Origin of the sequence: Bacillus cereus group sp. N14 (assembly GCF_016483555.1) — a bacterium.
In the GTDB taxonomy this organism is placed as follows: domain Bacteria; phylum Bacillota; class Bacilli; order Bacillales; family Bacillaceae_G; genus Bacillus_A; species Bacillus_A wiedmannii.
This window is the reverse complement of sequence record NZ_JAEHBQ010000009.1, coordinates 171,675-184,860: the sequence shown is the minus strand read 5'-3', so window position 1 is coordinate 184,860 and position 13,186 is coordinate 171,675. Positions and strand designations below refer to the sequence as shown.

Below are 13,186 nucleotides of genomic sequence, written 5' to 3'. Positions count from 1 at the left end.
AACTGCCTCTAAATAAAACATTAAAAAAAGATAAACTAATTCCTAAAATTTGTTCATACTTATAAAAAGTTCTTTTACATAAGGTGAATGTAAATCTCTCATTTTGAAAGTGGCGTAATTAAATGGGCGGATTAGCATTATGCTTACAGTACGCTTTTTGATGTGATGCTATACTGTGTATAGGATTTTATGGGTGCATGTTGTGTCGGTTTTTGTCGGTAAGTCGATATTCTATGTCGAATCGTTGATATATTGAAAAAATCGTTGATATATTGTGAGTTATGATAGATATATTTGAAAAATCGTTGATATATTTTGAGGAGGGCTAAAGATGATTGTGAAAGAACGACAAATGCCAATGTATTTACGGTAATTAGAAGCGTTATCTAGAAGATTACCTGCTCACCATCCGAAACGGGATATGGTTGCAGAAAGTTTAGCGAAGCATAAAGCAGGTTACAAAGGTGAACAAGCTATCAATTATCCACTAAGTTTTTTGCCAGAAGAAACATATAGTATTTTGCACGATATAAGGTTGTTTGATCAAAATCACCATTTTCAAATTGATACGATTATCATTTCAGCATATTTTCTTCTTTTCCTCGAAATAAAAAATATAGCAGGTACGTTACTATTTGATTCAAAGTTTAATCAGCTTATTAGAATATCAGAGGGGAATTCAGAAGGCTTTCCAGATCCAATTTTACAAGTGAAAAGACAAGAGGAACAGTTTAGAAAATGGTTAAGTTTAAATGAGTTTTCTCGTTTTCCGATTGAATCACTCGTTGTTATTAGTAATCCACGAACTATTATTAAAGCTTCAGACGATAATCTCCCCAATAAAATTATCCACAGTGCAAATTTACCTCATAAAATAAAATGGTTTGAGAGTAAATATAAGAAAAAAACTATAAAAAATGTAGACGATCTTATTTGTCAAATAGTAAGGCATCATACTCCATTACAGCAAAATATCCTTGAACAATTTAAAATCAAAAAAGGAGAATTGTTAAACGGCGTACGATGTGAGGTATGCTCTATAATGCCGATGTTGAAATTAAAAAAAGGGTGGTATTGTTCAAATTGTAAAGCTATCTCTAGAGTAGCACATGAGGATGCCATACATGATTATGTACTTCTTATTAGTGGAACTTGTACAAATATGCAGTTAAAGGAATTTCTCCATGTTCAATCAAGTGCAACAGTTCATAGACTCCTCCAAACAATGAATATCCCCCACACAGGTGACAACAAGGGACGAATATATGATTTAACTACGTTTCAATCATAATTTTGCTATAATAAATAAGTATTTACGTGAAGGAGAGTGTGAAATGAAGTTTAATATCGATCATTACATAGCTAGCGTTTTACAGTGGATATTGAATATAGCGTTAATTATATTGTCCATTGTTTTATCGATCTTTTTAATTAACGAGACGATTACATTTATTCAATACATATTTTCAACAAAGGAATATACATCGTATAAATTGGTTGAGAGCATCATCGTTTATTTCTTATACTTCGAGTTCATCGCATTGATTATTAAGTATTTTAAGTCGAATTATCATTTCCCGTTACGTTATTTTATTTATATCGGAATTACGGCGTTAATTCGTTTAATTATCGTATCTCATGAGGAACCGATGGAGACGTTGTTATATGCGGGATCCATTCTTGTTTTAGTTATTGCTTTATACATATCGAATATGAGAGATTTGAGAAAAGAGTAGTAGTGCAGGCGTAGCTTGCACTACTTTTTATGTCTTGACCTTCAAGTTACTTGAAAGTTTACAATGAAAATAGGGCGTTTGAAATTGAAAAAAATTGAGAAATTAAGTGAAGAGGTTTCTTTTACTTGGAGGTTATAGCAATGAGTCAGGAATTGAAGTTACGTCCTTTAGAACGGGAAGATTTAAAGTTTGTACACGAACTTAATAATAATGCACATATTATGTCGTATTGGTTTGAAGAGCCGTATGAAGCTTTTGTAGAACTACAGGATTTATATGATAAACATATCCATGATCAAAGTGAACGCCGTTTTATCCTGGAGAAAGATAATGAGATGGTTGGATTAGTCGAGTTAGTGGAAATCGATTATATTCATCGAAGAACTGAATTCCAAATTATTATTGATCCGAATTATCAAGGACATGGTTATGCAGCGGAAGCGACGCGTTTAGCGATGGATTACGCTTTTTCTGTATTAAATATGCATAAACTTTATTTAGTGGTGGATAAGGAAAATGAAAAAGCAGTACATGTTTATAAAAAGGTTGGATTTATGGTAGAAGGTGAACTTCTCGACGAGTTTTTCGTGGATGGTAACTATCATAATGCGATAAGAATGTGCATGTTTCAGAAGGCATACTTTGGAACAAAATAACCGATTGGAAGAGCTATAGATAAAATATTATCTATAGCTCTTTTTGTGATACAAACAACAATTATTTATTGCAAAACAATAAATAATTGTTGACTTGTGATACTTCCGGGCGTATTATGATGGTAATAAGATCAGTGGGAATTAAAGGAGAGTATATGATGAAAAATAAATACGTAGTAGCTATTTCTTTCATGATTTTAGCGATCATTTCTTTAGCTATACATGCTTCAAACAGTAAAGTGGGAGCGAATGGATTCCTTGAAGAACCTTTCTTTTTCTTAGTACCGATAAGTTATGTATTGTTCTTGAGTGGTATTGGTGTATTACTATTTGGATTTATTACTTCAAAGCTGAAAAAAAGTAATAGATAAAATGAAGTTTAAGTAGTGAGGGATTCATTAATCGGGACAAAACACTCACCATGAAATAGAAACATACTATATGGAAGAAAAATAATAAGTGAGCTGAATCATGATGAATCATTATTTTTATAGTGGTAGACAAGTGGGAGCAGCTATTACGCTGGCAGGAGCGCAAGGGACTATTCATGCTGTGTATCAGGCTATTCAAATGCAGCAGCAACAAGCACAAGTAGCGCAAATGATGCAAAGTCAGTATATGCCGTATGCGCAGCCGCCTATGCAAATTGTACATTACGATGTGCATCCAGCAGGTTTATTTTCCATTCCATATGGCGGGACATACTTCTTATGAAAGAAAGCGACTGATCAGAGTCGCTTTCTTTTTTATATTCCGCCTAGCTTCATTCCAAGGAATGCGAAGAGGAGACCAATTATGTAAGTAGCACTTAAATATAGAAATAGTATGCCAAAGTTTTTACGATTGAAGAGCTGAATGGACTCTAGCTTAAATGTTGAAAATGTAGTGAACGCTCCCATAAATCCAGTACCTAATAATAATTGCCAACCTGTAGTGACTCCGTTACCAATTATATATCCGAGTAAAAATGCTCCTGTTATATTAATGAGAAACGTAGCAATTGGAAATGAAGTTTTATTCCTTTTTTTAAACCAATTGCTAATTGCAAATCGTGTAATAGCACCGAAAAATCCTCCTGTTGCTACTAATAAAGCTTCTATCATAAGTGATCACCTTCCGTAAGATGTTTCTTAATTAAGAAATCACCTAGTGTAAAGCCAAGTCCAGACATAATGAGGCCACCAAGTATGCTGCATGATACATATAAGAAAGCCGTACCCCATTCAGAAAGATTGATTAGTTGCACAGTTTCTACACTAAATGTTGAAAACGTCGTAAAGGCACCGATGAATCCAGTTCCAATGCCTGTAATAATCTCTGAAGGCAAGATGTTTCGCCGAGCGATATAGGTAGTCAGCCAAGCTAATAGGAAGCAGCCGAGTAAGTTGATGAGCAATGTGGCTAGCGGAAATGAATGATTCCATGAAGTATGAATAGTAAGACCTAAATAATAGCGAGAAAGGGCTCCTAATATACCGGCTATGCCAACGATAATATAAATCAATTTCTTCACCTCTTTAAATAGCTTGCTCAAAAAAATAGACTCCTACCAGTAGTTATACTGGTAGGAGTCATTAGCTAAGCAGCAGTTATGGCGAACTCCATCGCCTATGATTATTACATATAGTGTACTAAACATCGCGTTTGATTTCCAGTGAAGAAGTTGGGGTATTTTGTATTTTTTGCTGATGTAAGAGCAAGAATCATTACTTATAAACTAAATATAGTGATATAGGGTTTTCAATGTGATAAAATATTTCGTATGTCTGTCATTCAGTTTTAGTTAACTGAAAATAAAGAGAATTAAGTTGGGTGTTTTAGAAAAGGGGCGTTTATTTGAAGAAATTATTAAAAATAGTACTTATATGTATTTTAGTAGGGGTGGGAGTTGTAGGTGGTTTTTTAGGGTATATGACACTTACTAAAGAACAGCCTGCTGATGTTGTAAATTTGAAGGTGGAAAATAATAAAGAGCGCGTATTAGCGACAGGAAATGAATTTAAAGTTACAACATTTAATATTGGATATGGTGGATTAGATAAGGACCAAGACTTTTTTATGGACGGAGGAAAGGGTTCTAGTTCTAGTAGTAAAGAACAGACTGAAGTGAACTTAAAGAATATGCTTTCGTTTTTACAAAATGAGAATAGTGATTTTGCGTTATTACAAGAAGTTGATATAAAATCACTGCGATCTTTTGATGTGAATGGGCATGAATTTTTGAAAAAAGGATTACCTGATTATGCTTCGTCGTTCGGAAAGAACTATGATACAAAATGGGTCCCTGTACCAATTACAAGTCCAATGGGATATGCGGAGGCTGGATTAAGTACGTTTTCTAAATATACAGTTCAAACAGCGGAGAGGTTCCAGCTTCCTGGAATGGAGCCTTGGCCAAAGCGTTTGTTTGATTTAGATCGAGCGATTGTTGAGCATAAAATACCTGTTAATAATGGGAAGTTTGTGAGACTCGTAAATTTACATTTGTCTGCGTATGATGAAGGCGGGAAAATTAGAAAACAGCAAGTAGAGTATTTAAAAGAATATATGAACAAGCATTATAAAAATGGTGATTACGTAATAATGGGCGGAGATTGGAATCAATTGCTTTCTGACGTTCAATTAAGTGATCCGAAGTTTGTGAAAGAGCGTCCTGAGTGGTTAGTAGAGTTACCGAAGGACTTTACTGATGGAGGCTTTAAGTGGGCTGTAGATCCGTCTGTTATGACGGTGAGAGATGATGTGAAGAAGTATGTAGAAGGTGAAAACTTTGTCACGATTATTGATGGCTTTATCGTTTCACCAAATGTGGAAATTGTAAATGTACAAGGGAAAGATTTAAAGTTTGAAAATAGCGATCATAACCCAGTAAGTGCGGTATTTAAGCTGAAGTAATTAAGTGCAGAAGGTGGGGCTTCATATATGGAGTGGTTAAAGAGAACTTGTTTTTCTAACCTTGAGAAAGAATCACAGAAAAATCATTTATTACTGTTTATCACAATTTGTAGTTTCTTCCTTGGAATAATCGCGATTGGGTATTACGGATATATTTTTACGGAGAGAGCAATAGCGTTTTGGGTTTGTGGTATTTCTGTTGTTGTATTTGGGACGGTTTTTACTTTTATAAAAAGTATGGAATCAATGTATAAATACATCATGACATTTATGTTGCTTATGATGTCTTTCATTATGGTACAAGCTTTTAATGAAAGCCCAGCGGTATTTCAAATGGTTTACTTTACACTAGCAGTTTCACTTATTTATTTAAGTGAACGTCTCGTTATCATTCTCGGCGGAGTGGCGGTTGTTATCACATTTATTCTTTGTAGTTATTGGCCGGAGCAATTTTTTGCTTATACAGCGGCATCTGAAGCTGCAAACTTCGCGAGTTTGTTAGCGATCGTAACGATCGCAATGTGGGGCGTAACGAAGATTGGCTCTAATTTGTTAGCTCGTTTAAGTGATGAGAAGCAAGAAGTAATGAGGAAAGCTCAGGAGCTAGAAGAGACTCAAAGACTTATTGAGGAAACTGTTGTGAAACTAGATAGTAATTTCAATCATTTAAGACAAAATATGAATACATCGATGGAGTCGATGAGTGAAATTAATTTCGCTTTTGAAGAGGTGGCAGTTGGTACGCAATCACAATCAGAGATGATGTCACGTTCAGTAGAAGTATTGAATGATATGGAAGGAAATATTGAACAAATCATCTCTCAAGTAAGAAATGCATCAATTCGTGTTGATGAAAGTTTAGAGATTTCAAAGGGTAGTGTGAATACTTTAAGAAATTTTGAAGCTAACATGAGAAGTTTAAATGATGTTGTTTCACAATCGGGAATTATATTTAGAGATTTAATGATGCAATCGAAGCAAATTAATGAAATTGTAGATGTAATAACGAATATTTCAAGTCAGACGAGTTTGCTAGCTTTAAATGCAAATATTGAAGCTGCAAGAGCAGGAGAACATGGAAAAGGGTTTGCTATTGTAGCGAATGAAGTATTAAAGCTTGCTGAAGAATCGAATCGTTCAGCTGGAAGAATTCAAGGGATTTTGAAGGAGTTTAGTAATCAAGCAAGCAAGGTGGAAGTGCAGGTAGAAAAATCAGAAAGAGTACAAGAAGAATGTAATGAAATGCTAGCAAGCGTTTTAACAAATGTAACGGATTTAGGGAAGTTTATTGATGCAATTAATGATGTAATGAGAGAGATTGTTGTTCATCAAGAAAATTTCCAGGCTAAAACGACGAATATCGTAAAGGATGTTACACATGCTTCTAATGTAATTCAGCAAACTTCTGCGGCTACAGAAGAAGTGTTAGCAAGTGTGGAAGAAGAAAAACATCGAAATGATATATCGGTGAAGACGTTGCATACTGTTAGCGAGCAAGTGAAGTTACTAGAAGATATTTTAGAAAAGTAATATTGATTGAAAAGGGCACACTATGTGTGCTCTTTTTCATTTTAACGAATACTTAATAGTAATTTAATTGCTTTTCTTTGAGTTTTCTGCCAAGCTTAAGGAGATAAAGTGAGACTTTAATTAGTGGGGCTATACGCTACTGATTATTAGTTGAACCCCGCAAATAGCGGAATTAAAATACTTCAAAGAAAGAATTATATAGGTGACGCATATGATCGAAGTTAAGACTTCTGAACTTAGTGATGGAGAATTTAATAGAGGTGTATTTGCAACTCGTGATATTAAAAAGGGTGAGTTGATTCACTCAGCACCAGTTATCTCTTATCCGAATGAACAGCATGAACACATTGAGAAAACGTTACTTGCTGACTACGCATTTGAGTATGGGGTAAATCATACAGCATTCCTTTTAGGATACGGCATGTTATTTAATCATGCATATAATCCGAATGCAACGTATGATATTGTCTTTGAGAATCACACGTTTAACTTCTTTGCTTACAAAGATATAAAAGCGGGAGAAGAGATTCTAATCAATTATAATGGTGAAGTTGATGACGATGAGCTGTTATGGTTTGATAAGGAAAAAGAAGAGAACGAAAAGTAAATTATAATAAGTAATAAAAAAGATGCTTTTACATAGGTAAAAGCATCTTTTTTATTGATGAAAATAAAGTAAAGATTACAAAAAAATACCACTTTATTTTCGTATGGTATAGTAAGATACTGAAGGATAGTGTTTTGAAAAAGTTATATATTTTACAAATTGTTGTCTTTCTGATGACATGTCAAGTTTAGTAGCCCATTTGGGTTGCTTTATTATGCAATATATATTTTAATATGAGTGGCACCTCTTATAAATTAAGAGGTTTATAGGTGTCTCGAATTGATTTTGGGTACACTGTATCCACCACTTTAGGTTCGTTCATGTATGTGGGGATATTATGGGCCCGTATAACGGGATAAAAAGAATATAGAAATAGAGGAATCGTAAAATGAATATGCAAGAGGTTTATAAATATTTAAGTACGGTATTGCCTGAAGGTCATGTGAAACAAGATGAAATGTTAAAGAATCATACGCATATTAAAGTTGGTGGAAAAGCAGATGTGTTCGTTGCGCCTACGAATTATGATGAAATTCAAGAAGTTATCAAATATGCTAACGAATATAATATTCCAGTTACGTTTTTAGGAAATGGATCGAATGTCATCATTAAAGACGGTGGAATTCGCGGAATTACAGTAAGTTTAATTCACATTACAGATGTGACTGTAACAGGAACGACGATTGTAGCACAGTGTGGTGCAGCAATTATTGATGTATCACGTATTGCATTAGATCATAATTTAACGGGTCTTGAGTTTGCTTGTGGTATTCCAGGCTCAGTTGGCGGAGCATTATATATGAATGCTGGTGCTTACGGGGGGGAAGTATCGTTTGTATTAACAGAAGCTGTTGTAATGACAGGTGATGGAGAGCTACGTACTTTGACGAAAGAAGCATTTGAATTTGGATATCGTAAGAGTGTATTTGCAAACAACCATTACATTATTCTTGAAGCGAGATTTGAACTTGAAGAAGGTGTACGTGAAGAAATTAAAGAAAAAATGGATGATTTAACGTTTAAACGTGAGTCAAAACAACCTCTAGAATATCCTTCATGTGGTAGTGTATTTAAGCGCCCACCGAATAACTTTGCTGGTAAATTGATTCAAGAATCAGGACTACAAGGTAAGCGAATTGGTGGAGTGGAAGTTTCTCTAAAACACGCTGGATTTATGGTGAATGTTGATAACGGAACAGCACAAGATTACATTGATTTAATTCACTTTGTACAAAAGACCGTTGAAGAGAAATTTGGCGTGAAGTTAGAGCGAGAAGTAAGGATTATTGGGGAAGATCTACAGTAATCTTTGAATTAAAAGTGTATAAAAGTATGAATTATTTTGAAATAATATTTGGGTATTGTTGACAATTTGTTTTCAATTCAATATAATGGCTAATAATTTAACAAATAACATACGTTGAAAGAGCCCAGTAGCAGTTTGTCACTGTTAACGAGAGAGCTAGGGGTTGCTGGAACCTAGCACAAACAAACTTGCGAATTACACTCTGGAGTATCTTAGGTAATGCTAAGCGGATTGGCAATCGATATTATTGCTAAGAGTGGTATGAGTAGCTATGCTATTTATACAAACTGGGTGGTAACACGGTGAATCATCGTCCCTATGTCATAGACATAGGGACTTTTTGTTTTCAAAAAATAGAGGGGATGACAAAAGATGAATATTATTGATGAATTAGAATGGCGCGGCGCCATTAATCAACAGACGGACGAAGAAGGTTTACGTAAGCTAGTAGATGAGAAAAAGATTTCACTATACTGCGGAGTGGATCCGACTGGTGATAGTATGCATATCGGACATTTGATTCCGTTTATGATGATGAAGAGATTCCAGTTAGCTGGCCATCATCCTGTTATTTTAATTGGCGGGGCAACAGGAACAATTGGTGATCCGAGTGGACGACAATCAGAACGTCAACTTCAAACGTTAGAAGTAGTTCAGCATAATGTGGATGCGTTAACAGCGCAAATGAAAAAGCTATTTGATTTTGGCGGAAATAGCGAAGTGAAGATGGTAAATAACTACGACTGGACACATGAAATAAACATTATTGAGTTTTTACGTGATTACGGGAAAAACTTTAGCATTAATAGTATGTTAGCGAAGGACATTGTAGCAAGTCGTTTAGATACAGGTATTTCTTTCACAGAATTTACGTACCAAATTTTGCAAGCGATGGATTTCCATCATTTATACACGAAAGAAGATGTTCAACTGCAAATTGGTGGTAGTGACCAATGGGGAAATATTACGAGTGGTTTAGATTTAATTCGTAAGTTAGAAGGGCACGAAGCGAAGGTATTCGGATTAACGATTCCGTTATTATTGAAATCAGATGGAACGAAGTTTGGTAAATCAGCAGGTGGTGCAGTTTGGCTTGATCCTGAAAAAACAACACCATTTGAATTTTACCAGTTTTGGGTGAATACAGATGACCGTGATGTCGTTAAATACTTGAAATACTTTACGTTCTTAACGAAAGAGCGCATTGATGAATTGGCAGTGAAGGTAGAAACAGAGCCTCATAGACGTGAAGCGCAAAAAGTATTAGCGGAAGAAATGACGAAATTCGTTCATGGAGAAGAGGCATTCCTGCAAGCTGTGAAAATTACAGCAGCGTTATTTAGCGGAGATATTAAATCGTTAACAGCGGATGAAATTGAGCAAGGTTTTAAAGAGATGCCAACATTCCAGTCTTCAAAAGAGACGAAAAACATCGTAGAATGGCTAGTTGATTTAGGGATTGAACCATCTAGACGACAAGCACGTGAAGATATTAATAATGGAGCTATTTCTATGAATGGTGAAAAAGTAATGGATGTGGGTACAGATGTAACTGTAGAAAATTCATTTGATGGACGATTTATTATTATCCGTAAAGGGAAGAAGAACTACAGCCTTGTGAAGTTAGGAGAATAGTTTGTGTGAAAGGATGGGAGCAGGAAGAATACTTCCATCCTTTCGTATACATAATTTAGACATAAAATAATCAGTAAATTTAGATAATTAAAAGGGTTATATTATTCTTCTGCCGAATAAATAGGTTAGAGAAAATTACGGACAAAAATAGCCCGAACCATGCAGGGCATGATTCGGGCTTATATTCAGCTTAGTAAGCTAAGCTGAATAGACCTTTAATGTGTGATAAGTAACGAACGTTACTTGCTTCTTTCATTAATGATGCTGGTAGGCCTTTAAGTGGAGTATTGCTTGCTCCGATTGTAGCAACAGCATCTTTACGTCCTAGACTAGCAAGTGTTCCAGAGTTAACAGGTGCGAACTCTTCGAATGCTTTGCCTTCTAGTGCTGCGTATAAGTTGTATCCAATTAACTCACCCATTTGCCAAGCGATCTGTGCAGTTGGTGGGTATGGACGTCCGTCTGGAGCGAAGACAACAGCGCTGTCTCCAGCAACGAATACGTCTTTGTGAGAAGTAGATTGTAGGTATGCATCAACTGTTGCACGACCACGGTTTACTTCAAGACCTGATTCACCGATTAATGGGTTACCTTGTACGCCGCCTGTCCAAACGAATGTGTTAGCAACAAGTTTTTGACCGTCTTTTAAGTCGATTTCATTGCCAGCAACGTTTGTTACAGGAAGACCAGTTAAGAATGTAACACCGCGTGCTTCTAAGCTAGTAGTTGCACGTTCGATTAAGTGGTCTGGTAATACTGGAAGAATTTTTGGACCTGCTTCAACAAGAAGAAGTTTAACTTCTTTTGGATTTACGCCGTGGCTTTTTGCAAGTTTAGGCATAATGTCAGCAAGCTCACCAACTAGCTCAACGCCAGTTAATCCGCCACCACCGATTACGATTGTAGCATCAGCTTCGTTTTTCGTTTTCGCGTATTCACGAATACGGTCTTCAACGTGTTTGTAGATTTTGTTTGCATCAGCAGCAGATTTTAATACCATGCTGTTTTCTTCTAGTCCTGGAATACCGAAGTAAGCAGTTTTACTTCCTAAAGCAACTACAAGTGCATCGTAAGATAAAGTAGTGCCACCAGCTAGTTTGATTTCTTTGCTATCAACAGAGAATGACTCAACTGTTGCAATTTTAAGATCGATGTCTTTACCTTTGAAAAGCTTTGTAAGTGGCATTGCAATTGCTTGCTCAGCAACGTTACCAGCTGCAAGGCGGTGTAGTTCAGTGATAATTTGGTGTGTTGGGTATTGGTTAATCACTGTAACTTGTGCTTCTGATTTGCTATAGTATTTACGTACGTTTAAAGCGGCAAGAAGACCGCCATAACCAGCGCCTAAGATGACAATTTGTTTTGACATAGTATGATATCCCCCGTCTTTACTAATTGTTGTTATAATTTTAATTATTTATTGTTACGTTCTGCACTAATTTGAAGATATGCGTTCACAAAGCGGAACATTTTTTGTGCTTGTGGGTCTTTTAGTAATTTTAACAGACCGAATAGGCCGATAACTTCAGTGCTTTCGTCAGCACGATCTTTCGCTTCGATTGCAGTTGCAGCCATGCTTTTTACTGTATCTTTTACAGGTTCTACAAGCTCTGTGATTGCACCAACAGTGTCGCTTTTTAATACTTCATCAGTAGCAACAGTTTGAGCGAAGTCATAAGATTTAGTTAAAATGTTAACAAGCTCAGTTAATTTTGGAAGCTGTTCTACTAGTGTAGTTAATGATTCTTGTACCTCAGGTTTTAACAACTGATCAAGTACATCAAGTTGTCCTTGGCTAGCAGAAATTTGTACAGTTTCTTGTTCTGGCTTTGTTTGAGTCATAGTTTCTGGCATCTCCAATTCTCCTTTACGATAGCAATACTCTTATTTTTGATAGGTAAGATAGTAAACGCTTGCGAAACTTTATACAAAGTTTCACAAAGCACAATAAAATGCCTTTAAATTTATGCCAGCAAGTAAGCTGAAATCATAAATCCAAAACCATAATGTCTTACCTATTATTTATGAACTGTCCGATACATGGCTTGTCCGCATAATGGAAAGCTCCGTTACCGGAAAGTGTATATAATATATATCCTATATTATATACTATATACACCTATGTTAACATAAAAATGATTCCTAATTATTCGATATTAAGCGTATAACGTAGTACTGACAAGGTGTGAAAGCGCATAAATTATTTTGATAAGGTTAGAAATGTACGTATATATAAAGAAAAAAAGGAAAAAACGGACAAATTTATGTTCATTTTTTCCTTTTTTATTGTTCACCCTCTGTAATGAGCATCGATGTATTACCGCTTTTTTCAAGATGGCATTCGCCCCAAGTACAAAGAGAATCAAGAATGGATTCTAAAGACCAACCGTAGTCTGTAAGAGAATATTCTACTTTCGGTGGTACTTGATTGTATACCTTCCTTTGAATAACTCCATCTTCTTCTAGTTCGCGTAATTGCTGTGTTAACATTTTTTGTGTAATACCAGGCATGAGACGTTTTAATTCACTCGTTCTCTTTGTCCCTTTCGTTAAGTGGCAAAGAATAACGACTTTCCATTTTCCGCCGATAACCTCTAAAGTTGCTTCAACGGGAATATTATATTTCTTCATATAAAAATCTCCTTTGATGAATGTAGATGTCAGTTTTCCAACAAAAGAAGCTAAATAATTTAAATGTTACTAAAAAGTACCTATAGCACTTTAAAGTACGTACTTTTTATCATGTTGAATATGTTCCATAATAGCATACGTAAGAGGGAAATGAGTAGTACGGTACTAAAAAGTGCCTATGTTACTTTTT

General features: G+C 35.4%; 14 protein-coding genes, 1 pseudogene, 1 riboswitch and 1 other annotated feature. Of the genes and pseudogenes, 10 read left to right on the top strand and 5 right to left on the bottom strand.

Annotation, left to right across the window (positions count from 1 at the left end):
• The first annotated feature begins 331 nt into the window (after positions 1–331).
• The 5 genes and pseudogenes from JDS82_RS15410 (at position 332) to JDS82_RS15390 (ending at position 3,106) form a co-directional block, all read left to right on the top strand.
• Positions 332–1,291 (top strand): annotated as a pseudogene (locus JDS82_RS15410) (nuclease-related domain-containing protein).
• Positions 1,292–1,334: 43 nt separating this feature from the next.
• The gene (psiE, locus tag JDS82_RS15405; protein ID WP_000671178.1) at positions 1,335–1,736 is read left to right on the top strand and encodes a phosphate-starvation-inducible protein PsiE; all 402 of its coding nucleotides are present in this window, start codon (positions 1,335–1,337) and stop codon (positions 1,734–1,736) included.
• Between the two features lie 140 nt (positions 1,737–1,876).
• The gene (gene speG, locus JDS82_RS15400; protein WP_000076819.1) at positions 1,877–2,392 is read left to right on the top strand and encodes a spermidine N1-acetyltransferase; all 516 of its coding nucleotides are present in this window, start codon (positions 1,877–1,879) and stop codon (positions 2,390–2,392) included.
• A gap of 119 nt (positions 2,393–2,511) precedes the next feature.
• Positions 2,512–2,763 (top strand): DUF3955 domain-containing protein, encoded by a 252-nt coding sequence (locus JDS82_RS15395; protein WP_139019752.1) that lies wholly within the window; start codon positions 2,512–2,514, stop codon positions 2,761–2,763.
• Between the two features lie 100 nt (positions 2,764–2,863).
• The gene (locus JDS82_RS15390) at positions 2,864–3,106 is read left to right on the top strand and encodes a DUF3947 family protein (RefSeq protein ID WP_048566646.1); all 243 of its coding nucleotides are present in this window, start codon (positions 2,864–2,866) and stop codon (positions 3,104–3,106) included.
• A 32-nt stretch (positions 3,107–3,138) separates the two neighbouring features.
• Here the strand turns inward: JDS82_RS15390 and crcB (JDS82_RS15385) are convergent, their stop codons facing one another.
• Both crcB (JDS82_RS15385) and crcB (JDS82_RS15380) read right to left on the bottom strand, forming a co-directional pair.
• Positions 3,139–3,495 (bottom strand): fluoride efflux transporter CrcB, encoded by a 357-nt coding sequence (gene crcB / locus JDS82_RS15385; RefSeq protein WP_000568592.1) that lies wholly within the window; start codon positions 3,493–3,495, stop codon positions 3,139–3,141.
• Positions 3,492–3,896, bottom strand: coding sequence for a fluoride efflux transporter CrcB (gene crcB, locus JDS82_RS15380; RefSeq protein WP_048566753.1), 405 nt, complete (start codon positions 3,894–3,896; stop codon positions 3,492–3,494). The genes crcB (JDS82_RS15385) and crcB (JDS82_RS15380) overlap by 4 nt, the downstream gene beginning before the upstream one ends.
• A gap of 54 nt (positions 3,897–3,950) precedes the next feature.
• Positions 3,951–4,010, bottom strand: a riboswitch (Fluoride riboswitch).
• A 218-nt stretch (positions 4,011–4,228) separates the two neighbouring features.
• Here crcB (JDS82_RS15380) and JDS82_RS15375 point away from each other — a divergent pair.
• The 5 genes from JDS82_RS15375 (at position 4,229) to tyrS (ending at position 10,365) form a co-directional block, all read left to right on the top strand.
• Entirely contained in the window at positions 4,229–5,287 is a 1,059-nt protein-coding gene (locus JDS82_RS15375; RefSeq protein ID WP_064057601.1) for an endonuclease/exonuclease/phosphatase family protein, read from the top strand.
• A gap of 27 nt (positions 5,288–5,314) precedes the next feature.
• Positions 5,315–6,817, top strand: a complete 1,503-nt coding sequence (locus JDS82_RS15370; protein WP_000455092.1) for a DUF4077 domain-containing protein — start codon at positions 5,315–5,317, stop codon at positions 6,815–6,817.
• A gap of 211 nt (positions 6,818–7,028) precedes the next feature.
• On the top strand, positions 7,029–7,424 hold the full coding sequence (locus tag JDS82_RS15365) for an SET domain-containing protein (RefSeq protein WP_000573650.1): 396 nt from the start codon (positions 7,029–7,031) through the stop codon (positions 7,422–7,424).
• Positions 7,425–7,812: 388 nt separating this feature from the next.
• Complete coding sequence (murB, locus tag JDS82_RS15360; RefSeq protein ID WP_001057100.1) at positions 7,813–8,730, top strand: UDP-N-acetylmuramate dehydrogenase; 918 nt, start codon at positions 7,813–7,815, stop codon at positions 8,728–8,730.
• A 105-nt stretch (positions 8,731–8,835) separates the two neighbouring features.
• Positions 8,836–9,051 (top strand) — a binding site (T-box leader).
• Between the two features lie 51 nt (positions 9,052–9,102).
• A complete protein-coding gene (gene tyrS / locus JDS82_RS15355; RefSeq protein WP_001021072.1) occupies positions 9,103–10,365 on the top strand; it encodes a tyrosine--tRNA ligase in 1,263 nt (420 codons plus the stop codon).
• Positions 10,366–10,555: 190 nt separating this feature from the next.
• On the opposite strand, the gene JDS82_RS15350 is transcribed toward tyrS, so the two are convergent.
• The 3 genes from JDS82_RS15350 to JDS82_RS15340 form a co-directional block, all read right to left on the bottom strand.
• Positions 10,556–11,734 carry an NAD(P)/FAD-dependent oxidoreductase gene (locus JDS82_RS15350; RefSeq protein ID WP_000043194.1) on the bottom strand — a complete coding sequence of 393 codons (1,179 nt, stop codon included), beginning with the start codon at positions 11,732–11,734 and terminating at the stop codon, positions 10,556–10,558.
• 44 nt (positions 11,735–11,778) lie between these two features.
• A complete protein-coding gene (locus JDS82_RS15345; RefSeq protein ID WP_001115310.1) occupies positions 11,779–12,219 on the bottom strand; it encodes a DUF1641 domain-containing protein in 441 nt (146 codons plus the stop codon).
• Positions 12,220–12,648: 429 nt separating this feature from the next.
• Complete coding sequence (locus tag JDS82_RS15340) at positions 12,649–12,996, bottom strand: winged helix-turn-helix transcriptional regulator (RefSeq protein WP_000760478.1); 348 nt, start codon at positions 12,994–12,996, stop codon at positions 12,649–12,651.
• Between the last annotated feature and the right edge of the window lie 190 nt (positions 12,997–13,186).

Coding starts and splice junctions, on each gene's coding strand:
- psiE (WP_000671178.1), top strand. CDS start 1,335: ATGAAGTTTAATATCGATCATTACATAGCTAGCGTTTTACAGTGGATA.
- speG (WP_000076819.1), top strand. CDS start 1,877: ATGAGTCAGGAATTGAAGTTACGTCCTTTAGAACGGGAAGATTTAAAG.
- JDS82_RS15395 (WP_139019752.1), top strand. CDS start 2,512: ATGGTAATAAGATCAGTGGGAATTAAAGGAGAGTATATGATGAAAAAT.
- JDS82_RS15390 (WP_048566646.1), top strand. CDS start 2,864: ATGATGAATCATTATTTTTATAGTGGTAGACAAGTGGGAGCAGCTATT.
- crcB (WP_000568592.1), bottom strand. CDS start 3,495: ATGATAGAAGCTTTATTAGTAGCAACAGGAGGATTTTTCGGTGCTATT.
- JDS82_RS15370 (WP_000455092.1), top strand. CDS start 5,315: ATGGAGTGGTTAAAGAGAACTTGTTTTTCTAACCTTGAGAAAGAATCA.
- JDS82_RS15365 (WP_000573650.1), top strand. CDS start 7,029: ATGATCGAAGTTAAGACTTCTGAACTTAGTGATGGAGAATTTAATAGA.
- murB (WP_001057100.1), top strand. CDS start 7,813: ATGAATATGCAAGAGGTTTATAAATATTTAAGTACGGTATTGCCTGAA.
- tyrS (WP_001021072.1), top strand. CDS start 9,103: ATGAATATTATTGATGAATTAGAATGGCGCGGCGCCATTAATCAACAG.
- JDS82_RS15350 (WP_000043194.1), bottom strand. CDS start 11,734: ATGTCAAAACAAATTGTCATCTTAGGCGCTGGTTATGGCGGTCTTCTT.
- JDS82_RS15345 (WP_001115310.1), bottom strand. CDS start 12,219: ATGCCAGAAACTATGACTCAAACAAAGCCAGAACAAGAAACTGTACAA.
- JDS82_RS15340 (WP_000760478.1), bottom strand. CDS start 12,996: ATGAAGAAATATAATATTCCCGTTGAAGCAACTTTAGAGGTTATCGGC.